Raw genomic sequence first — 25,296 nt, 5'->3', positions numbered from 1 at the left:
CACAGACTAGGTCCTCGGTCTGACATCGACCCAAACGACCCGGATCGCCTCCGGCGCGCGGGCGGGCGCCGGCCGGACGCTTCCCGGCCGCGCTCCGGCGGCTCCCCGCGCGGGTTCCGCGCCCGTCAGAGGGCGCGTTCCTCCGCCACCCTCCGCCGGTACACCTCGACCACCCGGGCCGAGGAGTCGGCGAGGTATCCCGTGAGCAGCCGCTCCGCCTCCGCCCCGTCCCCCGCCTCGAGCGCCTGGAGGATCTGGCGGTTGCGCCGCAGGTAGGGCTCGTGGAGCGAGCGCGGCTCGTCGACGACGTGGAAGGCGAGGCGCAGCTCGGCGAAGACACTGCGCATCAGCTCGTCGGTGCGGGCGCTGCCCGCCAGGGCGACCAGCTCGCGGTGGAAGTGGAAGTTGGCGGTGCCCAGCTCTTTCCAGTCGTTCTCGACGGTCGCCCGCTCGCCCTCGGCGACGCTCGCCCGCAGGCCCTCCAGGGCGTACGGCGGCTCCCCCAGGCCGCGCACGACGGCGCACTCGACGAGGGTCCGCGTGCGGTAGATGTCCTCGACGTCCTCGACGGTCAGGATCCGGACGAAGACCCCCCTGTTGAGCTCGTGGACGAGCAGGCGCTCATGGGTGAGCAGCCGGAACGCCTCCCTCAGCGTGTTGCGGGAGACCCCGAGCGCTCCGCCGATGCTGTCCTCGGACAGCCGGGTCCCGGGCGGGAAGTAGCCCTCGGCGATACGGCTCCTGAGGATGTCCGAAACCCGTTCGGCCGTGCTCGTACGGCCCAGGAGGGCCCGGTCGTCGGCCAGTCCCGCCAGCTGCTCTGCCATGCCCGGAATTCAACCGCAGGCACGAGAACGAAACAACAGGGGTATTGAAGGATCGTTCAACGATCCTCTACCTTCCTTTGCATGGCACCGTCCGTCCCCCTCGTGGGCGGCCGCCTCCGCACGGCACGGCTCACTTCCCGCACCCTCCGTCCTCCCTCAGCGAGGTGCCCCTTGAGCACATCCCCTCCACCGCGGACCACGACCTCCGACAGCGCACCCCTCACCACCGCGACGGTCCCCGACGACGGGGCCCTGGCCTGGCTGCGCGCCCTCGGGCCGCGGGGCCGCCGCGCCTTCGCCGGCGCGTTCGGCGGATACGCCCTGGACTCCTACGACTACTTCACGCTGCCGCTGAGCATGGTCGCGCTGGCCGCGTACTTCGGCCTGGACAGCGCTCAGACAGGCCTGTTCACCACCGTGACGCTGGTCGCCTCCGCGATAGGCGGCGCCGCGGCGGGGGTGCTGGCCGACCGGATCGGCCGGGTCCGGGCGCTGATGATCACGGTGGTCACCTACGCGGTGTTCACGGTGGCCTGCGGTTTCGCTCCCACCTACGAGACGCTGCTGGTCTTCCGGTCCCTTCAGGGGCTCGGTTTCGGCGGTGAGTGGGCGGTCGGCGCGATCCTCGTCGCCGAGTACGCGAGCCCGAAGCACCGCGGCCGCACCCTGGGCGCGATCCAGAGCTCCTGGGCCGTCGGCTGGGGGCTCGCGGCCCTCGCGTACACCCTGGTCTTCTCGTTCTTCGGCGACGACACGGCCTGGCGCGTGATGTTCTGGACGGGTGCCCTGCCCGCGCTGCTCGTGGTGTGGATGCGGCGCCGGGTGCAGGACGCGCCGGAAGCGGCCGCGGCACGCGAGCGGAGCACCGAGAAGGGCTCCTTCCCCGCGATCTTCAAGGGACCGCTGCTGCGCACGACGCTCTTCGCCGGGCTGCTGTCCACCGGCGTCCAGGGCGGGTACTACACCCTGGCGACCTGGGTGCCGACCTACCTGAAGTCCGAGCGCGGTCTGTCGGTGGTCGGCACCGGCGGCTATCTGACCTTCCTGATCTCCGGCGCGTTCCTGGGCTACCTCACCGGCGGCTACCTCACCGACCGGCTGGGCCGGCGCCGCAACATCTGGCTGTTCGCCCTGCTGTCGGCGGCGTGCATCCTCGCGTACGCCAACATCCCTGGCGGCGCGGACACCGTGCTCCTGGTGCTGGGCTTCCCGCTCGGCTTCTGCATGTCGGCGATCTTCAGCGGGTTCGGGTCCTACCTGAGCGAGCTCTACCCGACGGCGCTGCGCGGCACCGGGCAGGGCTTCACGTACAACACCGGCCGCGCCGTGGGCGCCGTCTTCCCCACCACCGTCGGGTTCCTGGCCGACAGCTGGGGCGTGGGCGGCGCGCTGGTCTTCGGCGCGGTCGGATACGCCATCGCCGCCCTGGCGCTGCTGGGGCTGCCGGAGACCCGCGGGAAGGAACTGGAGTGAACCGTCCGATCCTGACGCAGGACCACCGTCCGCCCCTCGTCGAGGACCGTCCGCCTCTCGTGGAGGACCGTCCGGTGACCCTCGTCGACGAGCACGCGTACGCGTGGAGCCCCGCCACCGCACGGGCCCGCTTCCGGGCGGGCCTCGCCGGGCCCACGGCCGGGGTGGCGGCGGGCCACACCCAGGTCAACCTGATCTCGGTGCCCGCCGACTGGGCGTACGACATGCTGCTGTTCTGCCAGCGCAACCCGAAGCCGTGTCCCGTGCTCGACGTCACGGACGCCGGCTCCTGGACGACCGTCCTGGCCGAGGGCGCCGATCTGCGCACCGACCTGCCGCGCTACCGGGTGTGGGCGGACGGGGAACTCGTCGACGAACCGACGGACGTACGCGCGTACTGGCGCGACGACCTGGTGTCCTTCCTGATCGGGTGCAGCTTCACCTTCGAGTGGGCGCTGTCGCAGGCGGGCGTGCCGATCCGGCACCTGGAGCAGGGGCGCAACGTCCCCATGTACGTCACCGACCGTCAGTGCAGGCCGGCCGGGCGGCTGCACGGGCCCATGGTGGTGTCCATGCGTCCGGTGCCTCCGCAGCACCTCGCGGCGGCGATCCGGGAGAGCAGCCTGCTCCCGGCGGTGCACGGCGGCCCCGTGCACTGCGGCGCCCCCTCCGGACTGGGCATCGGCGACCTCGGCCGGCCGGACTTCGGCGAGCCGGTGGACGCAACGCCGGACGACATCCCGGTGTTCTGGGCCTGCGGGGTGACCCCCCAGGCCGTGGTGACGGCCTCGCGCCCGCCGTTCGCCCTCACCCACGCACCGGGACAGATGTTCCTCACCGACGCCCGCGACGAGCAGTACCGCGTGGCCTGAGAAGGAGATACGAAGGAACCATGACCGCGATCGCGATCGATCTGAACGCCGACCTCGGCGAGGGCTTCGGCCGCTGGCAGCTGACCGACGACGAGCAGCTGCTGTCCGTCGTGAGCAGCGCGAACGTGGCGTGCGGCTTCCACGCGGGCGACGCGGCCACCATGCGCCGGGTGTGCGAACTGGCGGCCGAGCGGGGTGTGACGATCGGCGCACAGGTCTCCTACCGGGACCTGGCGGGATTCGGACGGCGGGCCATGGACGTGCCCTCCGCCGAACTGGCCGCGGAGGTGGCCTACCAGATCGGCGCCCTGGAGGTGTTCGCCCGGGCGGCGGGCGCACGCGTGGCGTACGTGAAGCCGCACGGCGCGCTCTACAACCGGGTGGTGCACGACGAGACGCAGGCCCGTGCGGTGATCGACGGAGTGCTCCTCGTGGACGCCTCGCTCACCGTCCTGGGACTTCCCGGCTCACTCCTGCTGGAACTGGCTCGCGGCGCGGGGCTCCCGGCCGTCCCGGAGGCCTTCGCGGACCGCGCCTACACCGAGGAGGGCACGCTCGTGCCCCGCGCGGAGGCCGGGGCCGTGATCACCGATCCGGAGGCCGTCGTGGAGCGGTCGCTGACCCTGGGCCGTCTCGGGCGGGTCACCTCCCGCGCGGGGGCGTCGATCGAGGTACGCGCGCGTTCCCTGTGCCTGCACGGCGACACGCCCGGCGCGGTGGAGCTGGCCCGCCGGGTGAGACGGGAACTGGAGGAGTCGGGCGTACGGGTGGAGGCCTTCGCATGAGCGTGCGTGTCCTGTCGGTCGGTGACGACGCCCTGCTCGTCGAGGTGGCGTCGGGCGCGCAGGCCGAGGCACTGCACGCCGAACTGCTGCGGCGGCGCGCAGCGGGCCTGCTCAGCGCCCGCGAGATCGTGCCCGCGGCCCGCACCGTCCTCCTGGACGGGCTGACCGACCCCGCCAGGCTGGCGAGCGAGCTGGCCGCCTCCGACGTACCGCCCGCTCCCCCGCGCGAGCAGGCGGCCGTGGAGATCCCGGTGCGCTACGACGGGCCGGACCTCGCCGAGGTCGCCGCGCACTGGGACGTCCCGCAGGAGGAGGTGGCCCGCATCCACGCGGCAGCCGAGTTCCGGGTCGCCTTCTGCGGCTTCGCGCCCGGCTTCGGCTACCTCACCGGCCTGCCCGCGCGCTACGACGTCCCGCGCCGGGCGGCCCCGCGCACCGCCGTGCCGGCGGGTTCCGTGGCGCTCGCGGGGCCCTACACGGGCGTGTACCCGCGTACGTCGCCGGGCGGCTGGCAGCTGATCGGCAGCACGGAGGCGGTCCTGTGGGACCACGCGCGGGTGCCCGCCGCGCTGCTGTCGCCGGGCACGCTCGTGCGCTTCGTGCCGATCGGGGAGATGGCTCCGGCGGACCCGGCGAGGGCGACGGGGACCTCATGAGCGACCGCGCACTCTTCGTCGTCCGTGCCGGGGCGCTCACCACGGTGCAGGACCGGGGCCGTCCCGGGCACGCGCATCTCGGGGTGCCCCGGTCCGGCGCCCTCGACGCGCCCGCGGCGGCCCTGGTCAACCGGCTCGTGGGCAACCCGGCCGACGCGGCCGTCCTGGAGACGACGCTCGACGGCTGCGCCCTGCGGCCCCGTTCCGACGTGACCCTCGCGGTCGGCGGCGCGCACTGCCGGGTCACCGTGGACGGCCGCCCGGCCGCCTGGGGCTCGCCCCTGCGGATCCGGGCCGGGGCGGTGCTGGAGGTCGGACGGGCCGTCACCGGCGTACGCGCGTACGTGGCCGTGGCGGGAGGCATCGTCGTCGAGCCGGTCCTCGGCAGCCGGTCCACGGACCTGCTCTCGGGCCTGGGCCCCCCGCCGCTCACGGACGGCGCCGTCCTGCCCCTGGGCGGGGACCGCGTCCCGCACGCACGCGTGGACGCCGCACCGCAGCCGGCGCCCCCGGCCGAACTCGTCCTGCGGGTGACGCTGGGCCCGCGTGAGGACTGGTTCACCCCGGACGCGGTGCGCGCCTTCGTCTCGCGGGCGTTCCAGGTGTCGTCGGCCAGCAACCGCATCGGGCTGCGCACCGAAGGGCCCGCCCTGGAGCGTGCGCGCGGTGGCGAGCTGGCGAGCGAGGGCATGGTCCTGGGCGCCGTGCAGGTGCCGCCGGCGGGCCGGCCCGTGGTCTTCCTCGCCGATCACCCGACCACCGGGGGCTACCCGGTGATCGGGGTCGTCCGCACGGCCGACCTCGCGGCCGCCGCCCAGGCGGCGCCCGGCACCCCGGTCCGCTTCGTCGCCGTCCGCCGACGGTGACGCCGGGTCGCTGCGCGCCGCCCCGCCGCAGGAGTGCCGCCCGGACAGCGGCGGGAGCCGCCGGGGCCGGGGTTCAGGCGGCGTCCGGCTGCCGCTCGGGCACGGACAACGCGGCGAGCGCCGCGGACACCGCCGCGGAGGCCCGCAGGTCGAGCCGCGCGCTCGTCCCCCGCGCGCGGTGGCGCATCTCGTCCGCGGCCAGGGTGAGGAGTTGCGGGAGCAGGTCGGTGCACCGGCGGGCCACCCAGCCGGTGCCCGCGGTCGCCAGCCACCACAGGCCGGCCGAGGTGGTGGGCTCGGGGGAATCCGGCTCCGGCGAGGGCGCGGGCCCGGTCGCGAGGCCCGCACCGGCCAGCAGCGCGTGGAAGCGGACGGCCAGCTGACGGTGCCCTCGTTCGCCGGGGTGGAGGCGGTCCGCGCTCCACATGGCCCGCTCGCTCAGCCAGGCGCCCTGCGAGGCGTGCAGGTGGACGGCGCCGTGGCGCTCGGACAGCGCGTGGACTACGGCGTTGACCGCGCGCTGGCGCCGGGCCAGCGGGCGGGCCAGGGGGCCGGGCAGGCCGAGGGTGCCGCCCGGGTCCGGCAGACACGCGGTGAGCAGCAGCGCGCCTTGCTCGGCGAGGGCCGCGTAGACCGTGTCGAGCCGGGCGGCCACGGCGTGGATGTCGAAGGTGCAGCGCAGGGTGTCGTTCACGCCGACGACGACGGAGGCGAGGTCGGGCCGCAGCGCGAGTGCGGCCGCGAGCTGGCGTTCCAGCACGTCCCGCGTCTGCGCTCCGCTGACCGCCAGGTTGGTGAACTCCACCCCCGCCCACGTCCTCCCGCCGGCCTCCTCATCGTTGCCCGCGCAGGGCCCTCCTCCGGTCTCCACGCCGTTCCCGCCGGTCTCCTCGGCGGTCTCCTGGACGAGTCCGGGGGCGAGCAGGGCGGCCCAGCCCCGCCATCCGTCGCCCACGGGATCCCCCACGCCCTCGGTGAGCGAGTCGCCGAGCGCGATGAAGCGGACGCGTCTCATCCCAGGCCTCCCGGCACGAGAGGAGGGGGCCCGGCGGGAGCGGTCGTCCGCGCCCCGGGGGCAACCGGTGCGCCCGGGCCCGCCGCAGCCGTCGCATCGTGCGCCGCGAGGAACGCGTCGACGGCCGTCCCCCAGCCGAAACACTCCGCACGCGCGCGTGCCGCGTCCCGGCGTGCGGCCCTGGGGCGTGCGAGAAGGTCCTCGACGGCGTCCGCGAACGCCTCTCCCCGGTCGGCCGCCGTGGCCCCGGCCGCTCCGACGACCTCGGGCAGCGCCGAGGACGCGCTCGCGACCACGGGCGTCCCGCACGCCATCGCCTCCAGGGCGGCGAGCCCGAAGGTCTCGGCGGGCCCCGGGGCCAGGCACACGTCGGCCGAGGCCTGGAGCGCGCCCAGCGCGCCCCGGTCGGAGACGTGCCCCAGGAACGTCACGGGCAGCCCGCGCTCGCGTGCCCGCTGCTCCAGACGGGGCCGCAGCGGTCCGTCGCCCGCGACGACCAGCACGGCCCGCTCCCCGCGCCGCAGCAACGCCTCCAGGGCGTCCAGCGCCGTACCGGGCCGCTTCTCCACGGACAGGCGGGTGCACATGACCAGCAGCGTCTCGTCCTCACGCGCGTGGCGTGCCCGCAGCCCCGCGTCCCGCAGGGCGGGGTGGCGCTCGACGAGGTCGACGCCCAGGGGCGCCCGTACGACGTTGCGGGCCCCGATGCGCACGAACTCCCGCTCGGCGAACTCGGTGGTGCACACCACGCGCGCGTAGGTGTGCGCCGTCCGCAGGTTGAGCGCGTCGGCGGCGCGGCGGGCCGCCCCTTCAGGCACGCCCCAGGTGCGCAGGACGCCGTCGGCGGTCTCGTGGGAGACCATCACGGCCGGGACGCGGGCCCGCCGCGCCCACCTGCCGGTCCAGCGCAGGGTCGTGCGGTCGGAGACCTCCAGGCGGTCCGGGGCGAGTCCGTCCAGGAGGCGGGCGACCCGGCGCCGGTCGGTGAGGACCCGGTAGCCGCCGGTGCCCGGCAGCAGCGGCCCGGGCAGGGTGATGACCCGCCCCTGCTCGGTCTCCCGGTCGCTCACCCGCTCGCCGGGGACGATCAGGACGGGTTCGTGACCGGCAGCGCGGTATCCCTTGCCGAGCTCGCGCAGCGCCGTGCGCAGTCCGCCGGAGGCGGGGGCCACGAAGTTGGCGAGCCGCACGATCCGCAGGGGCCCCGGAGTCGGCACCGCCGGCACGGAACGGACGTCGACGCCGCCCGTGCCGAGGGTGCCGCGGGTCGCGGCGGTCCGGTCCCGGTCGCCCGGACGGCTCCTGTCCGTGCCGTCCGGGCCGTCGGTGCGCTGCGGGCCGGTCATGCCGCCACCACCGGTCGGCGCGCGGCGAGCACGTCCTCGTAGTGGCCGATGAGCCGGTCGCCGACGGTGTCCCAGGTACGGCCCTCGACCGTGACCCGTCCCGCGGCGCCGTAGGCGTCCCGCAGGGCGGGGTCCGCGGCCAGTGCCGCCACCGCGTCCCGCACGGCGTCGGCGTCCCGGGGCGGCACCAGCAGGCCGGTGCGTCCGTGGGCGACCAGGTCCAGCGGGCCGCCCGCGGCGGGCGCGACCACCGGAACGCCGCTGGCCATGGCTTCCTGCACGGTCTGGCAGAACGTCTCGAACGGGCCGGTGTGCACGAACACGTCCAGGGAGGCGAAGATCCGGGCGAGCTGGTCGCCGGTGCGCCTGCCCAGGAAGACCGCGCCCGGCAGGCTCTCCTCCAGGCCGGGCCGGCTGGGTCCGTCCCCCACCACCACGAGGCGGACGCCCGGCAGGGCGCGGGCGCCGGCCAGCAGCTCGACCTGTTTCTCCGGGGCGAGCCGTCCGACGTAGCCGACGATCAGCTCGCCGTCGGGCGCCAGGGCGCGCCGCAGGGTCTCGTCGCGGCGGTCGGGGCGAAAGCGCGTGGTGTCGACTCCGCGCGGCCACAGTTTCACCCGGGGCACGCCGTGCGTGTCCAGGTCGCGCCGGGCGGCGCTGGAGGGGGCGAGTGTGAGGTCGGCGGCCGCGTGGACGGACCGTATGCGGCGCCAGGCCGCTGCCTCGCCGGCGCCCATGTAGGTGCGGGCGTAGCCGGCCAGGTCGGTCTGGTAGACGGCGACGGCGGGGATGCCGAGCCGGGCGGCGGCCGTCATGCCGCGCACGCCGAGGACGAAGGGGCTGGCCAGGTGGACCAGGTCGGCGCGGTGCTCGGCGATGGCGGCGGCGACGCGTCGGCTGGGGAGGGCGACGCGGACCTGGGGGTAGCCGGGGAGCGGGAGGGAGGGGACCCGGACGACGGGGCAGGGCGCTCCGGCGTCCGGCCCGGTCCCGGCGGCGGTGGCCGGGGCGACGACGACGGGGGTGTGACCGCGCTCGACGAGGTGCCGGGCGGTCTGGAAGGCGCAATGGGCCACGCCGTTCACGTCGGGGGGAAAGGATTCGGTCACGATGACGACACGCATACCCGTGTTGTCGCCGTCCTGGACGTGGCCGCGTCAAAGTGGATCTTTCCGCGCGACTAACGTCCCGTGAGCGTTGCGCTGCGCACCCGGTATGCGCCCCCGGCGTTCCGCGCAGGTCGGGCGGCGTCCATGCCGGGCCGCCCGGCGGGCCATCGCGTGTTCACCTGCCGGACCGGCCGCCGCCAGGCTCCCCACGGGCGGCGGCCGGTCCCGGTGTTCACATCGCGGACGTGGCGTCCGGTCCGATACGGCTCCGTACGGCCGTCTGGACCTCCGCCTCCTCGGCCGGGTCGGCGGCGAGCCGGCGCAGGCGCTCGACGACCCGGGCGTCACCGGTCTCGGCGTGCCGGGCGGCGATCTCGCGGGTGCCCTCCTCGCAGTCCCACAGGCACTCGACGGCGAAGCCCGCGGCGTAGGAGGGGTCGGTGGCGGCGAGTGCGCGGGCGCAGCGCCCGCGCAGATGGGACGAGGCCGTCTCCCGGTAGATGTGGCGCAGCACGGGGGCCGCGCAGACGATGCCGAGCCGTCCGGCGCCGTCGACGAGGGTCCACAGGGTCGGCGCGTCGCAGCCTTCGCCGCGTACGGCCTCGCGCAGGGCGCCGAGGACCAGGTCGCTGTCCTGGGTGCCGCCCCGGCAGGCGAGCATGCGGCCGGCCGCGGCGCCCAGCGGGTCGGGCCGGTGGGCCCAGCCGCGGGCCCGGTCCACGGCCGCGACGCTGCGCATGCGTTCGAAGGCGTCGACGGCGGCCTCGACGACGGGCGTCGAGCCGGTGGCCACGGCCTGTTCGATGAGCACGAGGGCGTCGGGATCGTTGAAGTCGGCCAGGTAGCGCAGTGCGGTGCACCGGGCTCCCTCGGCGCCGTCCTTGGCCGCCTGCACGATCTCGGGCCGGTCCTCGGGCCCGGCCACGGCGGACAGACAGCGGGCCGCGGGCACGTGGAGCGCGGCTCCGCGCTCGACGCCCTGCTGGGCCCACTCGAACACGGCCTGGACGCTCCAGCCGGGGCGGGGCCCGCCGGGACTCATCTGGCGTTGCCAGCGGTCGAAACAGCCGGCCTCCTGAGCGGCACGCACGCGTGCGGAGACGTACTCACGGGGGTCCTCGGCCCACAGCCGCCAGGGGCGTGGCTCGAAGGCGTCCCGTACGGCGGCGGCGAGCTCGGCCTCGCCCTCGGTATCGGTGCCGAACCGGGCGAGGACGGGCGCGGCCAGGGCGCGCAGGCCGGCGTCGTCGTCGCGCAGGGCGAGCTCGTCCAGGGCCCAGGCCCAGTTGGCGCCCGTGGCCGCGTACCGGCGCAGGAGGATCAGGGCGTCCCGCCTGCCGTAGGAGGCGAGGTGGCCGAGGACGGCCAGGGCCAGGCCCGTGCGGGACTCCTCGGTGTCGAAAAAGTCCTCGACGTCGAAGAGGTGGGCCTCGATCTCCTCCAGCTCGCCGTTCAGGTCGAGGTAGAGGCGGGCGTAGTAGAGGGAGCGGTTCTCCACCTGCCAGTCGTGGCGGGGGTCCCGCAGCACACAGTGGTTGAGCGCCGCGAGCGCCTCGGCCCGCGGTGCGGTGAGCGCGTGCAGCGTGCCGTCGCCGCGGCCCCTCTGGAGCAGGCCGAGCAGCGTACCGCTGGGCGCTATGACCGGATCGAACATGGGAAACAGCCTCACATCAAGCGTCGACGCAACCGGGGACCTGCATTACCTGGCCGCGTGACAACACGTCGGGGGGCCCGCCGTTTCCTGCTTGCTGTAGACCATTTTCCTCTGCCTCTCGTCAGTGGCCCATGCGGGCCGCATCACGGCCCGCGCGGTGCGGCAACACCTGCCCAGCCATCGCGTCCGTGAATCACGACGTCATGATGACCCGGCTCTTCTACCTGCCGCGACCGAAATTTCCGGCGGCCTTGTACCGCCTCCCCCGTGGTCGTCCGTTCAGCTGATCAAAAACTCGATTTCACCTGTTCAGAACCGCCGGCTCAGTGCGCGCCGAACAGTTCCAGCAGGTCCGCCCTGTCGAACATGCGAGCGGTGTCGACGGCCGACGGCGTCCCCTGCGACGGGTCGGCGCCCGCCTCCAGCAGGACCCTGACGACGTCCGTCTCACCCTTGAAGGCCGCGCCGGCGAGCGGGGTCTGACCCCGGTCGTTGATCCGGTCCGCCTCGGCGCCGCGGGCCAGCAGGGCCCGGACCGCGTCGGCGTGGCCGTGGTACGCGGCGAGCATCACGAGGGAGTCGCCACGGTCGTTGGTGAGGTTGGCCGGGACGCCCGCGTCGACGTACGCCACGAGCTCCTCGGACCGGCCGTTGCGGGCCAGGTCGAAGATCTTGGTCGCCAGCTCCACGACCTCGGGGTCGAGGGCCTCGCTCATGGCCGGTCCGCCTCTCGTTGCAACCGTTCGGGTGAATCGCCAGCGTACTGGCTCGTCGGACACCTGGCCGGTGCCCTCGGCGGCGAGGATCGCGGGCGGACCCGTTCGACGCAACTGCGCTGCTCAGGCAACCCGTCAGGCCCTCGACCGACCGGTGGAAATCAGCACTTTTTCACCCACTTGCACCTTTTGTAGTATGGATACATGCTGTGATCCTGGAAGTACTCATGGTGACTGTCCCCCGCGAACCAGGAGAACCGTAATGATCCTGTCCATGTCAGGCGTGGTCCTGCTCGGCATCATCGTCTTCCTCTTCTTCCGAAAGGACGGACTCAAGGCGTCGCACGCCGTGGTCTCGGCCCTCTTCGGGTTCTACATGGCCAGCACGGCCATCGCGCCGAGCATCAAGGCAGGCGGCGAGAGCCTGGCCAGCCTCCTCGGCGGCATCAAGTTCTGACGCCGCCCGTCCCGTCCGTACGCACCTCCAGGAGACAGCAGTGGCCCGGCGCCCCCTTCCCAGCATCCTGAGCACTGGCAGCGCGCACATCGCCCGGAGCCGGGAGCTGGCCCGGACGGCGGCCGACAGTGCCACCGATGTCCTCCATCCGCTGATCACGATCACCCGCGGACTGCGCCGACTGGCCTCGGCCGGGCGGCGCAGGTGGGCCGAGACCCCCAGGGACAGGCGTGGACCGCTGCTGTTCCTGGCGGCCTCGTCGATCCTGGTCGTGGTGCTGGTGCCGTACGGCCCGCTGCTCGCCGTCATCACCCTGATGGCGGCGGCGGCCTGGCAGGGCAGGGACCGCAACCCACCGGCTCCCGAAGGCCCCGACGAGTCGCAGATCCAGCGGCTCCAGGTGCTGTACGAGGCCCTGGTCCCGTACTTCTCGACGGCGGACGACCCCGCTCCCCTGTACGCCCACGGCGGCGACTGGGAGGACGTCTTCCCGACGCAGGAGTTCGACGACTCGGGCCGCGTGGCCCGCCTCGTGATCCGCTACCCGGCCTATTTCCCGGACGGGGAGCCCGGCCCGCGCGCCCGGATCGAGCAGCTGCTCGCCGCGAAGTCCGGCCGCGGGCGCGAGTACCACTTCGACTGGGACGAGGAGGGCAACGAGCTCACGCTCACCGTCCTCACCGCCCTCCCCACCGACATCGCCGCCCAGCGTTTCGTCACCGCCCCGGGCGAGACGGTCCTGGGCTTCACCGACCCGGCCGGAGTCCAGCGCACGCTCCCCCTCGCCCACGGCGAGGACCGGCGCGACGTCCCCCCGGTCGTCTGGCGCACCGGCATCCGGTCCACCGAGCCGCACCTGCTGGCGGTCGGCCGGCCCGGCAGCGGCACCTCCACCCTGCTGCGCTCCATCGCCCTCCAGGCGCTGGAGCACGGCGACGTCCTCGTGATCGAGGGCGGCGGCACCGGCGAGTACGCCTGTCTCGCCGGCCGGGACGGCGTCCTGGCGGTCGAGATCGGGTTCGCCGGCGCGCTGGCGGCCCTGGAGTGGGCGGCGGGCGAGACGGAGCGCCGGCTCGTCGCCGCGAACCAGGCCCGGCAGGAGGGCCGGCCGCAGCCCGACGACACCAAGCACCCGCTGTGGATCCTTCTGGACCGCCCCACCGCCTTCACCCATCTGGCCGACGCCGACGGCCGCAAGGATCCGCAGAGCCTCCTCCAGGTCCCCCTGCGGCACGGCCGCGCGGCCGGGGTCACGGTGGTCGTCGCCGAGCACTTCGACGCCCTGGACTCCCTGAGCGACGCCGTGCTCCAGCACACCCGCGCGCGGGTCGCCCTCGGCCCGGCGTCGAGGGAGCAGCTGGAGACGGTCCTCGGCGCACCGCCGCACACCACCCCCGTCGACCAGGTGCCGTCGGGGCGCGGCTACGCGCGGCTCGGATCAGGGCCGGTCCACCGGCTCCAGGTGCCGGCCACCCCGGACCCGTACGACGACGCGACGAGCGACGCCCACCGGCAGGCGGTGCTGGACCTGCTGCCGCCGCGCCAGGAATCGGCGGACACGGATCACGTGCCCGCGGCCGAGGATCCGCGGACGCCGCCGATGCCGACCGAACAGCCCGCGATCACGGATCCGGCCCCCGCGGAGTCCGCGTCCACCGCATCCGAGCCCGGCGAGCCCGTCCCCGTCCGGACCGTGCTCACGAAGCCGGTGATCGTGGACCCCGTGCCGGCGAAGACCGTGGCCGCGAAGGCGGACCACGCGCCCGCGGACCCGGCGGAGACCGCCGACGCGAACGCCAGGAACCCGGAGACGGTGGGCGCCGAACAGGCATCCTGAGGCTTGAGCGGCCGTCGCGTCCCAGGCGGCCGTCATGCCCCGGGCCGGCCTCGTGCCCCGAGCGCGTGTCGCGAACCGCGGGCATGTCGTGACCCGGGCAGGCGTCGCCCCACGGGCTTCACGCCCCTGCGCGGGCACCGTGCCGGTGCGCTCACCATGTCCCGCACGCACGTCGTGCACCGCGCGGGCATCGCGTCCCGCACGGGCGTCACGCCCAACGCGGACGTCGCGTCCCGCACGGGTGTCACGCCCCGCACAGGACCGGCGGCGAGGGGGCGTCGTGAGGCGGGCTTGGCCGGTCGCCGTCAGGCGACGAAGGTGCGGGGGCTCTCCGCGCCCACCGTCCCGCCGCTCTCCACGATGCGTGCCGCGGCCGCCAGTCGTGCCGCCGCCTCCTCCGCGACCGCGCCTCCCACGGTGAACGGCAGCCGGACGTACCCCTCGAAGGCGCCGTCGACTCCGAACCGGGGCCCGGAGGGCACCCGCAGGCCCACCCGCTCCCCCGCCTCGGCCAGCCGCGATCCGGAGAGCCCACCCGCCCGCACCCACAGCGTCAGGCCGCCCCGGGGCACCGCGAACTCCCACTCGGGCAGCTCACGCCGGACCGCCGCCACCAGGTCGTCGCGGTTCTCCCTGGCCTGGCTGCGCCGCAGTTCGACGGCCTGTTCCCAGCCGCCGGTGCTGAACAGCCAGTTCACCGCCAGTTGTTCGAGCACGGGCGTGCCCAGATCGGCGTAGGCACGGGCCGCGACGAGGCTGCGGACGACGTCCGGGGCCGCCCGCACCCAGCCGATGCGCATGCCCGCCCAGAAGGCCTTGCTCGCGGACCCGACCGTGATCACCGTGGAGCCGGCCGGGTCGAAGCCGCACACGGGCCGGGGCATCTCGACGTCGTCCAGCCAGAGTTCGCTCATGGTCTCGTCGGCGACCAGCACCGTCCCCGCGGACCGGGCCGCCTCCACGAGCCGGCGCCGCTGGTCCTCGTCGGCGAGCGCGCCGGTCGGGTTGTGGAAGTCGGCGACGACGTACGCGATGCGCGGCGCGGCCTCGCGCAGGACCTGGCGCCAGCGGTCCATGTCCCAGCCGGCGAGCCCCTCGGCCATGGCGACGGGCACCAGACGGGCACCCGCCTCCCGCATCAGCTGGAGGATGTTGGCGTAGGAGGGCGACTCCACGGCGATGCGTTCGCCGCGCCCCCCGAAGAGGTGGCAGATGGCGTCGATGGCCCCCATGGCGCCGGTGGTGACCATGATCTGCTCGGGCATCGTCGGGATGCCGCGCGCGGTGTACCGCTCGGCGATCATCGACCGCAGCGCGGGCAGGCCCGCCGGATAGTCGCCGTGCGTGTGGGCGTAGGGGGGCAGCTCCTCCAGCGCGCCCCGCACGGCACGGGTGAGCCAGGGCTCGGGCGCGGGAAGGGCCGCGCAGCCCAGGTCGATGATCGAACCGAGGGCCTCGGGCGGCAGCGGTTCGAGGCCGCGCGCCGGTACCGGGTTGCCCGCCGGGACGGCCGTCCAGCTGCCCGCGCCGCGCCGCGACTCCAGGAAGCCCTCCGCGCGCAGCGCCTCGTAGGCGGCGGCGACGGTCGTCCGGCTCACGGACAGGGACAGGGCCAGTTCCCGTTCGGCGGGCAGACGGGCGGCGACCGGAACCCGCCCTTCGAGGACCAGCAGACGGATACCGTCGGCGAGCGCACGGTAGGCGGGCGGACGGCGCGACCCGGGGCCCGCCGGGCGGTCCTGCTGTGACTTGAGCAGCCGCGCGAGCTGTGCGGCTCCCACCGCCGAGGTCCACTGCGCCATGATTACCAGTCCACCTTCCTGGAATTGGCCATGGATGGCGTTCACTTCCAAGCCACACAGTGTCATGGGTCAGGCCACTACCACCACCAGGGGGACCCCTTGTCCGAGCCGCCACCGCCGTCAGCGGCACCGCCGCAGTCGTCCGGGCCGGAGCCGGGCGGGCGCCTCGTCCGCCGGCTGTTCCAGCTGTACGCCGGCCTCGCGCTCTACGGCGTCAGCTCCGCCCTGCTGGTGCGGGCGGGCCTGGGTCTCGAACCCTGGAACGTGCTCCACCAGGGTCTCGCCGAGCTCACCGGCCTGACCATCGGCGTGGTGTCGATCATCGTGGGCGCCGTGGTGCTGCTGCTGTGGATCCCGCTGCGCCAGCGCCCGGGGCTCGGCACGGTCTCCAACGTCTTCGTCGTCGGCCTCGCGATGGACGGCGCGCTCGCGTGCGTCCCTGACGCGCACGGGCTCGGCGTGCGGATCCCGTTGCTGCTCGTGGGCATCGTGCTCAACGGGGCGGCCACCGGCCTCTACATCGCGGCCGCCTTCGGGCCCGGGCCGCGCGACGGACTGATGACGGGACTGCACCGGCGTACCGGGCGTTCGATCCGGCTGATGCGGACGGCGGTGGAGATCGCGGTCGTGGTGACCGGCTTCGCCCTCGGCGGCACCATCGGCGTCGGCACCCTGCTCTACGCGGTGGGCATCGGCCCGCTCGCACAGCTCTTCCTGAAGGTGTTCGCCGTGCCCGCGGCACCGGGCGGCAGCACGGTCGTTGCCACCGGGTCACCCCGGGGAGCCATACTGCGTCCGTGACCACCAGTGCCGTACGCCACCCCTACCTCGACCACCCGGGGCCCATCCCCTTCGCCCACCGCGGTGGCAGCGCCGACGGCCTGGAGAACACGACGGCGCAGTTCCGGCGCGCCGTCGAGGCGGGCTACCGCTACATCGAGACCGATGTGCACGCCACCCGCGACGGCAAGCTCGTCGCCTTCCACGACGCGACGCTGGACCGGGTGACCGACGGCGCGGGCCGCATCGCCGATCTGCTGTGGTCGGACGTACACCACGCGCGCGTGGCCGGCGAGGAACCGGTGCCGCTCTTCGAGGAACTGCTGGAGACCTTCCCCGAGGTGCGGTGGAACGTCGACCTCAAGGCGGAGCCGGCGCTGCACCCCCTGCTCAACCTGATCGCCCGCACGCGCGCGTGGGACCGGGTCTGCGTCGGCTCGTTCTCGGAGGCCCGGGTGATGCGCGCCCAGCGGCTGGCCGGACCGCGGCTGGCGACCTCGTACGGCACCCGGGGCGTGCTGAACCTGCGGCTGCGGTCCTGGGGGATACCGGCGGCGCTGCGCCGCTCGGCGGTCGCCGCGCAGGTTCCCGAGGCCCACGCCGGCATACAGGTCGTGGACGCCCGCTTCGTGCGCGCCGCCCATGCGCGCGGGCTCCAGGTGCACGTGTGGACGATCAACGACGCGGATCGGATGCACCGGCTCCTCGACCTGGGGGTCGATGGCATCATGACCGATCACATCGACACGTTGCGCGAGGTCATGGAGGACCGGGGCGTCTGGGTCTGACCTCGGTCCCGCCGCCCGCGCGGCTGCGGCAGAGCGGGAAGCGAGGGCACGGGTGGACATCGACACCGTGCGGACGACGGCGTCCGAAGAGGCCGCGGGACGGCGGCGCGAGCAGCGCGGCTGGTACTTCTACGACTGGGCCTGCTCCGTCTACTCGACGAGCGTGCTCACCGTGTTCCTCGGCCCGTACCTGACCTCGGTCGCCGAACGGGCGGCGGACGCCGACGGGTACGTGCACCCGCTGGGCATCCCGGTGCGCGCCGGCTCCTTCTTCCCCTACGCGGTGTCCCTGTCGGTCGTCGTGGCCGTGCTGGTGATGCCCCTGGTGGGCGCGGCCGCCGACCGCAGCGGCCGCAAGAAGCCCCTCCTGGGCGCCGCCGCCTACACGGGCGCGGCCGCCACGACCGCCATGTTCTTCCTGGGCGGCGACCGTTATCTGCTCGGCGGGGCCCTGCTGATCGTGGCGAACGCGGCCCAGTCGGTGGCGATGATGCTCTACAACTCCTATCTGCCGCAGATCGCCCCGCCCGAGGAACGCGACGCGGTCTCCTCCCGCGGCTGGGCCTTCGGCTACGCGGCGGGCTCGCTGGTCCTCGTCGCCGATCTGGTGCTCTACCTGGCGCACGACTCCTTCGGCGTCTCCGAGTCGACGGCCGTACGGATCTGCCTGGCCTCGGCCGGCCTGTGGTGGGGCGGTTTCACCCTGGTCCCGCTGCTGCGCCTGCGCGACCGCCCGTCCGCGGCGCGCAAGGCGGACTCCGGGACGCCCCGTACGGTTCCGGGGCTGCGCCAGCTCGCGGCCACGGTCCGCGACATGCGCCGCCACCCGCTGACCCTCGCCTTCCTCCTCGCCTACCTGGTCTACAACGACGGCATCCAGACGGTGATCTCCCAGGCCTCCGTCTACGGCTCGCAGGAGCTGGGCCTCGGCCAGTCCACGCTGATCGGCGCCGTCCTGCTGGTGCAGGTGCTGGCCGTCGCCGGCGCCCTGGGCATGGGGCGGCTGGCCCGGGCCTACGGCGCGAAGCGCACCGTCCTCGGCTCGCTGGCCGCCTGGACGCTCACCCTGGGCGCCGGGTACTTCCTGCCGGCCGGGGCACCGGTCGGGTTCTTCCTGCTCGCGGCCGCGATCGGGCTGGTGCTCGGCGGGAGCCAGGCCCTGTCCCGTTCCCTCTTCTCCCACCTGGTCCCGCCCGGCAAGGAGGCCGAGTACTTCTCGGCGTACGAGATGAGCGACCGCGGCATGAGCTGGCTGGGCCCTCTTCTCTTCGGCGTCACGTACCAGCTGACCGGGAGCTACCGGGACGCGATCATCTCGCTGGTGGTCTTCTTCGTCGTCGGGTTCGCGCTGCTCGCCCGGGTACCCGTACGGCGGGCGATCGGCGACGCGGGCAATCCCGTGCCCGAGCGGATTTAGCACTCAAGGCGAAAGGGCGGTAGTGTACGCGTTTGGCCTGCCAGGCGTACCGTTACTGCGCGTCAAAGATGCCGAAACGCTGGGTGACATCTCCTTTCAGATGTGACATACCGGGCGCCGGTGGGTACTGCACTGATTGACAAGGCTGCGGCTACGACGGCGACCCACCACCCGGAACGGGCTCGGAACGGGAATCTTTACCGCCGACCGGACGTTGACCGGATGACGACGACAGCGACACCTGTCCTGTGGGCGACAAGCCCGGGAGGCACGATTCATGAGTGAGCGAGCTCTTCGCGGCACGCGCCTCGTGGTGACCAGCTACGAGACGGACCGCGGCATCGACCTGGCCCCGCGCCAGGCCGTGGAGTACGCATGCGAGAAGGGGCACCGCTTTGAGATGCCCTTCTCGGTCGAGGCGGAGATTCCGCCGGAGTGGGAGTGCAAGGTCTGTGGAGCCCCTGCACTCCTCGTCGACGGCGACGGCCCTGAGGAAAAGAAGGCCAAGCCCGCGCGTACGCATTGGGACATGCTGATGGAGCGGCGGACCCGCGAGGAACTCGAAGAGGTCCTCGAGGAGCGGCTCGCCGTTCTGCGGTCCGGGGCGATGAACCTTGCGGTGCATCCCCGCGACAGCCGTAAAAGCGCGTAGCCCCCAAGGGGCTGCGCCCGGCTTCACAGCGCACGACAAGACCGCGGGCGCCGTACGTGAAACACGTACGGCGCCCGCGGTCTTGTGCTGTCCCCGCCTCCCGGGCCCCGGCACGGAGACGGGGCCCGACCAGGAGGTCGGACCCCGTCGGTGAGGTCACCGGCCGGTGAGGTCACCGGCCGGTGAGGTCACCGCTCGTCGAGGTCACCGCTCGTCGCGGATGACCTCGCCCCTGATGACCTCGCCCGGTACGACCTTGCCGTCGGGGCGGTGGATACGGGCCTGCTGGAAGGCGTCGCCCAGGGTGCCGGGCGTGCGCGCGGCCTCGCGCAGCTTGCGCTCCCCGAAGGCGCTGACCGCCTTCTGGACCGGCGGGAGCAGCAGGAGCAGGCCGACCACGTCGGAGGCCAGCCCAGGGATCATCAGGAGCAGGCCGCCGAGCATCATGAGGCCGTTGCCGCCGCTGCGGTCGGACGGTGCGCCGCGCTGGAGCGCTTCGTTCAGATTGCGGAAGGCCCGGCGTCCGGCCCGCTTGATCACGACGGCGCCGAGGACGAATCCGGCGACGAGCAGGAGCAGGACCACCAGTCCGCTCGTCGCGCCCGCGACCACGGTCAGCAGCCAGATCTCCAGCACCAGCCACGCGGCGAGGCCCAGCGGCAGGAACGTCCGCAGCCGGGAGCGGCGGGGTTCACTGCTGCGGGGCCGGGCGTCGGTCGGATACGCGGGGGTCGGAGAGCCAGTCGTCATGTGTCCAGTGTGCCCGGACCCGGCTCAGAGCGGCATAAGGGGCGGGTCAGCGGGCGCTGTGAGGCTTCCCCTCGTCACCGGACCCGGCGGCCTTCGCGTCGGCCCCGGAACCGTCCCCGGCGGCCTCGGCCGGCTCGACGGCCTCCCCGCCCGCCGGACCGGCATCGTCGGCGGACGCGTCGGCAGCATCGTCGCCCGAGGGGGCACCCTCGTCGGACGTGGCGGACGCGGCGTCGGCGCGGCCGGACCCGGCGGCGGCGGTACCCGCGGCTCCCCCGGCCTCGCGGCCCGTCTCGTCGGGGGTACCCGGTCCCGCCGAGGTCTCGTGGCCGGACACGACAGCGGCACTTTCGGTCCCGGGACCGTCCTCGTCGGACCCGACCGCGTCGCCGGCGGCCCGAGCCGTGGCGCCACCGGAGACGGACGCGGCCGCGGCCGGACGGGACGCGCCGCCCCGCGAATCCCCGGGCGTGACCGGGCGCTCGGCCCGGCCGCCGCCCCGGCCTGTGATCTTGCCGACCCGCTCCCCCACGCCCCACGCGGTGACCCGCCACAGCGCCTCGACGAGGATGTCACGGCTCATCTTGGAGTCGCCGTGCTCGCGCTCGACGAAGGTGATCGGGACCTCGACGACGTGGAAGCCGGCCTTGACGGCCCGCCGGGCAAGGTCGACCTGGAAGCAGTACCCCTGGGAGGCGACCTCTTCCAGGCCGAGGCCCTCGAGGGTCTCGCGGCGGAACGCGCGGTAGCCGCCGGTGATGTCGCGCAGGGGGAGGTCGAGGGCGAGACGGGAGTAGAGGCTGCCGCCGCGGGAGATGACCTCGCGGGACCTCGGCCAGTTCACCACCCGGCCGCCCGGCACCCAGCGGGAGCCCAGCACCAGGTCGGCGCTCTTCAGCGCGGTGAGCAGGCGGGGCAGCTCCTCGGGCTGGTGGGAGCCGTCGGCGTCCATCTCGATCAGCACGCCGTAGTCGTTCTCCAGACCCCAGCGGAATCCCGCGAGGTAGGCGGCGCCGAGGCCTTCCTTGCCCTTGCGGTGCAGGACCCGGACCCGGTCGTCGCCCGCGGCCAGCTCGTCGGCGAGCTTGCCGGTGCCGTCGGGGCTGTTGTCGTCGGCCACGAGGACGTGAGCCTCGGGGACAGCCTTGCGCACCCGGCCGACGATCGACTTGATGTTCTCCGCCTCGTTGTAGGTCGGGATGATCACCAAGGCCGTGCCGAGCGGACCGAACTGCCTCCCCCGGTCCTGTGCCGCGAGGGTCCCGTCGCCGTCGTTCACTACTGCCCCTTCAAGTCCGTACGCAGGGGTCCACCATAGTGGCCACCGCCTGGGCCGACATGACGGGACGTTCGTACGGTGGTGTCGGACCCGCGAGATCGGGGTAAGAACGTACCTTTGGGCTTGTATGTACGTACCCGCCCTGCGGGAGTGAACGCACTCCGGTGCGGTCGGATCCGCTGCGGATGGGGGCCCGGTACTCTTCGGGCCGGCCCGGGATCCGCTGGCTGCGGGTCGACCGAAAGCCGTTGTCTACTGAGCGCCCGGGCCCCATCCGGGTCACACCTCCCCGACCGGCCGGAACGTTCCCTCGTTGCGGCGCGGGCGCTGAGCCTGGCTGCCAGTGGCGGTGTGCCGGTGCGGCACTCCGTCCCTGACCCAGCGGCGCCGCGGCGAGTGTGCGGGCGTTCCCCGGGGCGGGGCGTCCGGTGGTGGACTCCGCCGAACCTACCGGCCCCCCGCCGTCGGCTGTCAACAGCGGTCCGACCTGCGCGTTTCCCCTCAATGCCCAGGTCAGGGCGGAGGCGGCGCGGAGCGTATGTCGGCGGGCGGACGGGTGATCTTCGTCGGGCGGACCCGGGAGATCACTCGCTCGGGCGCAGGAACACGGTGCGGCCGCCGACCACGGTGCGCAGGCAGACCGGGAGTTCGCCGCCGGGGGTCAGATCCGGCAGGCCGGGGGTGCCGGAGCGGGGGTCGGTGGACCATCGGGCGACCCGGTCGTCGGGTGCCTGGACGACCAGTTCGTCCGTGCGCCAGACCGCGTAGTCGGCGGGAGCGCCCGGGACCAGGACCCCGGCGTCGTCCCGGCCGACGGCGCGCCAGCCGCCACGGGTGTGGGCCGTGAAGGCGGCCCGGGCGGACACCCGGTGCTCGGGAGTGCGGTGGAAGGCGGCGGCCCGCACCGTGCCCCAGGGGTCGAGGGGCGTGACCGGGCTGTCGGAGCCGAAGGCGAGCGGGACCCCGGCGCGCAGGAGGGCGGCGAAGGGGTTCAGGGAGCGGGCCCGTTCGGCGCCCAGCCGCTGGGCGTACATGCCCTCCTCGCCGCCCCACAGGGCGTCGAAGGCGGGCTGGACGGAGGCGGTGAGCCCCAGCTCGGCGAAGGCGGCGATCGTCTCGGGCGTGAGCATCTCGGCGTGCTCGACACGGTGGCGGGCCGCGCGGACGCGGGCCGGACCGACCTTCTCGGCGGCGGCGCGGACGCCCTCGACGACGGCGGCGACGGCGGCGTCCCCGATGGCGTGGAAGCCGCCCTGGAGGCCCGCCTCCGTGCAGGCCACCACGTGCGCGGCGACGTCGACGGCGTCCAGGTAGGCGGTGCCGGTGTGGTCGGCGTCCGCGTACGGGCCGTGCAGACAGGCGGTGTGGGAGCCGAGGGCGCCGTCGACGAACAGGTCCCCTGCGGCGCCGGTCGCACCCAGCCGGCGCGCCTTCTCGACGTCCTGCTCGGCCCAGTAGCCGACGACGCGGGGGCCGGGCTCCTGTGCGGCGAGACGCAGCAGGTCCGTGAAGTCGTCCTCGGACGAGATCTCCGGCCCCGCGCACTCGTGGACCGAGCCGATGCCGAGGGAGACGGCGTGCGCGAGGGCGGCCCGCTGGGCCTCGGCGCGCTGGACGGGCGTCACGGCTGCGAACGCGGCGGCGCGAACGACGTGATGGGCGTCGCGGGTCAGCGGCTCGCCGTCCGTGAACCCGGCGCGCCCGCGGGCGGCGGGCGCCAGGTCCAGCAGCGCGGTGGTGACCACCGCGGAGTGGACGTCGATCCGGCTGAGGTAGAGCGGCCGGCCACCCGTGGCCTCGTCCAGCTCGCGCCGGAGCGGGGGGCGACCCTCAGGCCAGCGGGAGGCGTCCCAGCCGTGTCCGAGCAGCACCTTGTCCAGCGGACGGGCGGCGGCGAAGGCCCGGACGCGGGCGAGGGCGTCCGCGAGACAGAGGGCGGAGGAGAGATCGAGGCCGGTGAGCGCGAGGCCCGTGGACGTGGTGTGCACATGGGCGTCGGTGAAGGCCGGCGTCACCAGGGCGCCGTCCAGGTCGACCACGTCGTCGACGCCGTCCGCGAAGGCGTCGGCGGCGCCCTCGGAACCGACCCAGGCGACCTGACCACGCTCGACGACCATCGCGGTCGCGAACGGATCGGCGGGGCTGTGGACCTCGCCCCGGCGGAGCAGGACGGTCTTCGGCTGGGGGGCGTGCTCAGTCATGGGAACAGTCTCGCGCGTCACCGGGCCCGCCCGGCACGCGGACCCCCGGTCGCGCTCAGATCCGCGGCGGCCGGGCCTCGTACGGAGTGGACAGTACGACGGTCGTGCGTGTGGAGACGCCCGCGAGCGCCCGGAGCCGGCCGAGCAGCTCCTCCAGCTCGTGCGGGGTGGCCACCCGGACCTTGAGGATGTAGTTCTCGTCACCGGCCACGCTGTGGCAGGCCTCGATCTCGGGTACTCCGGCCAGCCGTTCGGCGATGTCGTCGGGGGCGCTGGGGTCGAACGGCTTCACCGAGATGAAGGCCGTCAGGGGCAGCCCGACGGCCTCGGAGTCGACGACCGCCGCGTAGCCGCGGATGACGCCGCGCTGTTCCAGCCGGCGCACCCGTTGGTGCACGGCGGACGTGGACAGGCCCGTGGCCTTGCCCAGATCGGTGTAACTCATCCGCCCGTCCTCGACGAGCAGCTGCACGATTTGCCGGTCCAGCTCCTCCATGACGCAAGAACTTACCGTGCGCGCGATCTCCTCGTATACCTATGCAGCCCAGGTCATAGCCGGTTCGTGACGTGCCGGGAGCCGACGGCGGGCGGGCCCGGCGCGCGAGCCCTCCACCGGCTCACGAGTCATCTGCTGGCGGCATGTGACGAATGCCACAGCAATGGCCCAGGCTTCGTGATGTCCTCGTGATTACCGCCGAGACCGGGCGGGAAGTGCTTGCTGTGGTCGAGGCCGCAGTGCCGTCCCGGCCCAGCCCGAGGGGGAGAATCCCATGCAGAGTCTTAAGCGCCCTGGTCGCACCGCGCCCAAGCGGCTCCAGTCCGTCGTCGAACCCGAGCCGGAGGGCGTCGAACCCGACGCCGAGCACTCCGACGGCTTCGACGCCGACCACGCCGACCACTTCGACGCGTACGACACCTTCGAGATGTACCGGGTGATCTGCCCGGACTGCGCGCAGCCCATCGCGCTGCTGGCGGACGAGGAGGTCCTGCCGGAGCACGCGCTGTGCGCCTCGCCGTGGAACCCCTTCGGGCTCACGGTGTGCGCGGGGACGGGACGCGGGGCCTCGGAGGCCCGGCCCGCGGACGAGTCCGTGGAGCCCCAGGAGCAGGACACCGCCCTCCTGCTGACACTTCCTCAGGGACTGGACTGGCGCACCCAGCCGTTCTCGCACGTCGGCGGCCCGGGCTCGCGCCCGATGCGCGTGCCGGTGCTGCGCCGCGCGGCCGCCTGAGCGCCGCCACCCCGCCCGCGTCGCGGGTCGAACTCTCGCAACCGGTCCCGCGCCACGGTCGGCAGACCGCCGTGGTGCGGGTCCCGCGCGCCCGAAGGGCCCGGCCTGCCCGGGCCGGGGCACTTGCCGAACTCACGCGCGAGCGCCCTCGTCGGTGACCTGTTCCGGCGGCCTCGCGTTGCCCTAGTATGACCCCCACTCAGACGGTCGCACCCGGGCGTCACCGCCAGCTGTTCGTCCCCGTGCGCCCCGGACCGGTCCGGGCAGAATCGGTTCCGCCGACGCCGGCACCCCCGCAGGATCCGCCCATCTACCAAGACCTGATGCGTACTTGGGCCGACCGGGGCCGCACCCTGCCGGGGCGTCACGACCCTGAATGGATCCGGCTGGCGGCACCGCAGGTACGGCCGGGTCAGTTCAGCGGGTTCCCGGACCCGCTGGGCGACGGCCGCTGAACGGCCGCCGGCCCCACCCCCGGGCGGGCACCGGGCGCCGACGAGCCGGGCAGACCCAGCGGTGAGCGAACGGGCAGGCCGAGCGGCAGGCTGACGGGCGGACCGGGCTGCGGCCACCTGACGGACCGACGGGAGGGCGGGCCAGGCAGCAGCGGCCCGAGGGACCGACGGGAGGGCGGGCCGGACGGCAGGGCGGCCGACCCGCGGAGGGATTGGTCCGAACCATTGACCGAACTGGTCTAGTCCTCCTACCGTTTCCGTCCGACGCCTCCCCGCGTTCATGCCGATCGGCGTGCGATCCCCTCCCCCTGCCCTGCGAGGAGACAC

The 25,296-nt window shown here is 74.1% G+C and carries 23 protein-coding genes and 1 pseudogene; 13 read left to right on the top strand and 11 right to left on the bottom strand.

The window, feature by feature from the left end:
* Window positions 1–125: 125 nt before the first annotated feature.
* Window positions 126–827: a GntR family transcriptional regulator gene (locus Saso_RS06455; RefSeq protein ID WP_189926066.1), complete on the bottom strand. Its 702-nt coding sequence runs from the start codon at window positions 825–827 to the stop codon at window positions 126–128.
* Between the two features lie 171 nt (window positions 828–998).
* On the opposite strand from Saso_RS06455, the gene Saso_RS06450 reads away from it, so the two are divergent.
* The 5 genes from Saso_RS06450 to Saso_RS06430 are packed head-to-tail and all read left to right on the top strand — an operon-like array spanning window position 999 to window position 5,479.
* Window positions 999–2,300, top strand: a complete 1,302-nt coding sequence (locus Saso_RS06450) for an MFS transporter (RefSeq protein WP_189926067.1) — start codon at window positions 999–1,001, stop codon at window positions 2,298–2,300.
* An 11-nt stretch (window positions 2,301–2,311) separates the two neighbouring features.
* On the top strand, window positions 2,312–3,172 hold the full coding sequence (locus Saso_RS06445; RefSeq protein WP_189926448.1) for a putative hydro-lyase: 861 nt from the start codon (window positions 2,312–2,314) through the stop codon (window positions 3,170–3,172).
* Between the two features lie 20 nt (window positions 3,173–3,192).
* Window positions 3,193–3,957, top strand: a complete 765-nt coding sequence (locus Saso_RS06440) for a LamB/YcsF family protein (protein WP_189926069.1) — start codon at window positions 3,193–3,195, stop codon at window positions 3,955–3,957.
* A 2-nt stretch (window positions 3,958–3,959) separates the two neighbouring features.
* Entirely contained in the window at window positions 3,960–4,613 is a 654-nt protein-coding gene (locus Saso_RS06435) for a 5-oxoprolinase subunit B family protein (RefSeq protein WP_189926450.1), read from the top strand.
* The gene (locus tag Saso_RS06430) at window positions 4,610–5,479 is read left to right on the top strand and encodes a 5-oxoprolinase subunit C family protein (protein WP_189926072.1); all 870 of its coding nucleotides are present in this window, start codon (window positions 4,610–4,612) and stop codon (window positions 5,477–5,479) included. Before Saso_RS06435 ends, Saso_RS06430 begins: the two co-directional genes overlap by 4 nt.
* Window positions 5,480–5,552: 73 nt before the next feature.
* Here Saso_RS06430 and Saso_RS06425 read toward each other — a convergent pair whose 3' ends face one another.
* The 5 genes from Saso_RS06425 to Saso_RS06405 form a co-directional block, all read right to left on the bottom strand.
* Entirely contained in the window at window positions 5,553–6,494 is a 942-nt protein-coding gene (locus Saso_RS06425) for an SGNH/GDSL hydrolase family protein (protein ID WP_189926074.1), read from the bottom strand.
* Entirely contained in the window at window positions 6,491–7,840 is a 1,350-nt protein-coding gene (locus Saso_RS06420; protein ID WP_229901458.1) for a glycosyltransferase, read from the bottom strand. Before Saso_RS06420 ends, Saso_RS06425 begins: the two co-directional genes overlap by 4 nt.
* Complete coding sequence (locus tag Saso_RS06415) at window positions 7,837–8,964, bottom strand: glycosyltransferase family 4 protein (protein WP_189926076.1); 1,128 nt, start codon at window positions 8,962–8,964, stop codon at window positions 7,837–7,839. The genes Saso_RS06420 and Saso_RS06415 overlap by 4 nt, the downstream gene beginning before the upstream one ends.
* Window positions 8,965–9,181: 217 nt before the next feature.
* Window positions 9,182–10,603, bottom strand: coding sequence for a HEAT repeat domain-containing protein (locus tag Saso_RS06410; RefSeq protein ID WP_189926078.1), 1,422 nt, complete (start codon window positions 10,601–10,603; stop codon window positions 9,182–9,184).
* A gap of 323 nt (window positions 10,604–10,926) precedes the next feature.
* A complete protein-coding gene (locus Saso_RS06405; protein WP_189926081.1) occupies window positions 10,927–11,319 on the bottom strand; it encodes an ankyrin repeat domain-containing protein in 393 nt (130 codons plus the stop codon).
* A gap of 262 nt (window positions 11,320–11,581) precedes the next feature.
* On the opposite strand from Saso_RS06405, the gene Saso_RS06400 reads away from it, so the two are divergent.
* Together Saso_RS06400 and Saso_RS06395 are read left to right on the top strand one after the other, a co-directional pair.
* Window positions 11,582–11,776, top strand: coding sequence for a hypothetical protein (locus tag Saso_RS06400; protein WP_020128927.1), 195 nt, complete (start codon window positions 11,582–11,584; stop codon window positions 11,774–11,776).
* A 40-nt stretch (window positions 11,777–11,816) separates the two neighbouring features.
* Window positions 11,817–13,613, top strand: a complete 1,797-nt coding sequence (locus tag Saso_RS06395; RefSeq protein WP_229901459.1) for a hypothetical protein — start codon at window positions 11,817–11,819, stop codon at window positions 13,611–13,613.
* Window positions 13,614–13,918: 305 nt separating this feature from the next.
* On the opposite strand, the gene Saso_RS06390 is transcribed toward Saso_RS06395, so the two are convergent.
* Entirely contained in the window at window positions 13,919–15,415 is a 1,497-nt protein-coding gene (locus tag Saso_RS06390; protein ID WP_189926083.1) for an SCO1417 family PLP biosynthesis transcription factor, read from the bottom strand.
* A 99-nt stretch (window positions 15,416–15,514) separates the two neighbouring features.
* Between Saso_RS06390 and yczE the strand changes: the two genes are divergently transcribed.
* From yczE to Saso_RS06370, 4 genes are all read left to right on the top strand, one after another.
* The gene (gene yczE / locus Saso_RS06385) at window positions 15,515–16,216 is read left to right on the top strand and encodes a membrane protein YczE (RefSeq protein ID WP_229901460.1); all 702 of its coding nucleotides are present in this window, start codon (window positions 15,515–15,517) and stop codon (window positions 16,214–16,216) included.
* The gene (locus tag Saso_RS06380) at window positions 16,213–16,983 is read left to right on the top strand and encodes a glycerophosphodiester phosphodiesterase (RefSeq protein ID WP_189926085.1); all 771 of its coding nucleotides are present in this window, start codon (window positions 16,213–16,215) and stop codon (window positions 16,981–16,983) included. The genes yczE and Saso_RS06380 overlap by 4 nt, the downstream gene beginning before the upstream one ends.
* A gap of 52 nt (window positions 16,984–17,035) precedes the next feature.
* Window positions 17,036–18,400 carry an MFS transporter gene (locus tag Saso_RS06375; protein WP_189926087.1) on the top strand — a complete coding sequence of 455 codons (1,365 nt, stop codon included), beginning with the start codon at window positions 17,036–17,038 and terminating at the stop codon, window positions 18,398–18,400.
* Window positions 18,401–18,677: 277 nt separating this feature from the next.
* Window positions 18,678–19,052, top strand: coding sequence for an RNA polymerase-binding protein RbpA (locus Saso_RS06370; RefSeq protein WP_020128921.1), 375 nt, complete (start codon window positions 18,678–18,680; stop codon window positions 19,050–19,052).
* 204 nt (window positions 19,053–19,256) lie between these two features.
* On the opposite strand, the gene fxsA is transcribed toward Saso_RS06370, so the two are convergent.
* The 4 genes and pseudogenes from fxsA to Saso_RS06350 form a co-directional block, all read right to left on the bottom strand.
* A complete protein-coding gene (gene fxsA, locus Saso_RS06365) occupies window positions 19,257–19,802 on the bottom strand; it encodes an FxsA family membrane protein (RefSeq protein WP_189926089.1) in 546 nt (181 codons plus the stop codon).
* A gap of 478 nt (window positions 19,803–20,280) precedes the next feature.
* A pseudogene (locus Saso_RS06360) lies at window positions 20,281–21,081 on the bottom strand (polyprenol monophosphomannose synthase); the annotation flags it as partial.
* A 584-nt stretch (window positions 21,082–21,665) separates the two neighbouring features.
* Window positions 21,666–23,282 (bottom strand): amidohydrolase, encoded by a 1,617-nt coding sequence (locus tag Saso_RS06355; RefSeq protein WP_189926091.1) that lies wholly within the window; start codon window positions 23,280–23,282, stop codon window positions 21,666–21,668.
* Between the two features lie 55 nt (window positions 23,283–23,337).
* A complete protein-coding gene (locus Saso_RS06350) occupies window positions 23,338–23,778 on the bottom strand; it encodes an Lrp/AsnC family transcriptional regulator (protein WP_189926093.1) in 441 nt (146 codons plus the stop codon).
* Window positions 23,779–24,052: 274 nt separating this feature from the next.
* On the opposite strand from Saso_RS06350, the gene Saso_RS06345 reads away from it, so the two are divergent.
* Complete coding sequence (locus tag Saso_RS06345) at window positions 24,053–24,514, top strand: uroporphyrinogen-III synthase (protein WP_189926094.1); 462 nt, start codon at window positions 24,053–24,055, stop codon at window positions 24,512–24,514.
* Window positions 24,515–24,837: 323 nt separating this feature from the next.
* The gene (locus tag Saso_RS38915) at window positions 24,838–24,969 is read left to right on the top strand and encodes a hypothetical protein (RefSeq protein WP_307822200.1); all 132 of its coding nucleotides are present in this window, start codon (window positions 24,838–24,840) and stop codon (window positions 24,967–24,969) included.
* The last annotated feature ends 327 nt before the right edge of the window (window positions 24,970–25,296 follow it).

The sequence above is a fragment of the Streptomyces asoensis genome (genome assembly GCF_016860545.1).
GTDB classification, from domain to species: domain Bacteria; phylum Actinomycetota; class Actinomycetes; order Streptomycetales; family Streptomycetaceae; genus Streptomyces; species Streptomyces asoensis.
The sequence above is the reverse complement of the archived record's forward strand: the minus strand, read 5'-3'. Positions and strand labels throughout refer to the sequence as shown.

Bases quoted from the DNA above. Each gene is read 5' to 3' on its own strand.
- Saso_RS06425 (WP_189926074.1), bottom strand. From the start codon at position 6,494: ATGAGACGCGTCCGCTTCATCGCGCTCGGCGACTCGCTCACCGAGGGC.
- Saso_RS06440 (WP_189926069.1), top strand. From the start codon at position 3,193: ATGACCGCGATCGCGATCGATCTGAACGCCGACCTCGGCGAGGGCTTC.
- Saso_RS06345 (WP_189926094.1), top strand. From the start codon at position 24,053: ATGCAGAGTCTTAAGCGCCCTGGTCGCACCGCGCCCAAGCGGCTCCAG.
- Saso_RS06400 (WP_020128927.1), top strand. From the start codon at position 11,582: ATGATCCTGTCCATGTCAGGCGTGGTCCTGCTCGGCATCATCGTCTTC.
- Saso_RS06455 (WP_189926066.1), bottom strand. From the start codon at position 827: ATGGCAGAGCAGCTGGCGGGACTGGCCGACGACCGGGCCCTCCTGGGC.
- Saso_RS06390 (WP_189926083.1), bottom strand. From the start codon at position 15,415: ATGGCGCAGTGGACCTCGGCGGTGGGAGCCGCACAGCTCGCGCGGCTG.
- Saso_RS06370 (WP_020128921.1), top strand. From the start codon at position 18,678: ATGAGTGAGCGAGCTCTTCGCGGCACGCGCCTCGTGGTGACCAGCTAC.
- Saso_RS06410 (WP_189926078.1), bottom strand. From the start codon at position 10,603: ATGTTCGATCCGGTCATAGCGCCCAGCGGTACGCTGCTCGGCCTGCTC.
- Saso_RS06430 (WP_189926072.1), top strand. From the start codon at position 4,610: ATGAGCGACCGCGCACTCTTCGTCGTCCGTGCCGGGGCGCTCACCACG.
- Saso_RS06405 (WP_189926081.1), bottom strand. From the start codon at position 11,319: ATGAGCGAGGCCCTCGACCCCGAGGTCGTGGAGCTGGCGACCAAGATC.
- fxsA (WP_189926089.1), bottom strand. From the start codon at position 19,802: ATGACGACTGGCTCTCCGACCCCCGCGTATCCGACCGACGCCCGGCCC.
- Saso_RS06420 (WP_229901458.1), bottom strand. From the start codon at position 7,840: ATGACCGGCCCGCAGCGCACCGACGGCCCGGACGGCACGGACAGGAGC.
- Saso_RS06415 (WP_189926076.1), bottom strand. From the start codon at position 8,964: ATGCGTGTCGTCATCGTGACCGAATCCTTTCCCCCCGACGTGAACGGC.
- Saso_RS06355 (WP_189926091.1), bottom strand. From the start codon at position 23,282: ATGACTGAGCACGCCCCCCAGCCGAAGACCGTCCTGCTCCGCCGGGGC.
- Saso_RS38915 (WP_307822200.1), top strand. From the start codon at position 24,838: ATGCGTACTTGGGCCGACCGGGGCCGCACCCTGCCGGGGCGTCACGAC.
- Saso_RS06350 (WP_189926093.1), bottom strand. From the start codon at position 23,778: ATGGAGGAGCTGGACCGGCAAATCGTGCAGCTGCTCGTCGAGGACGGG.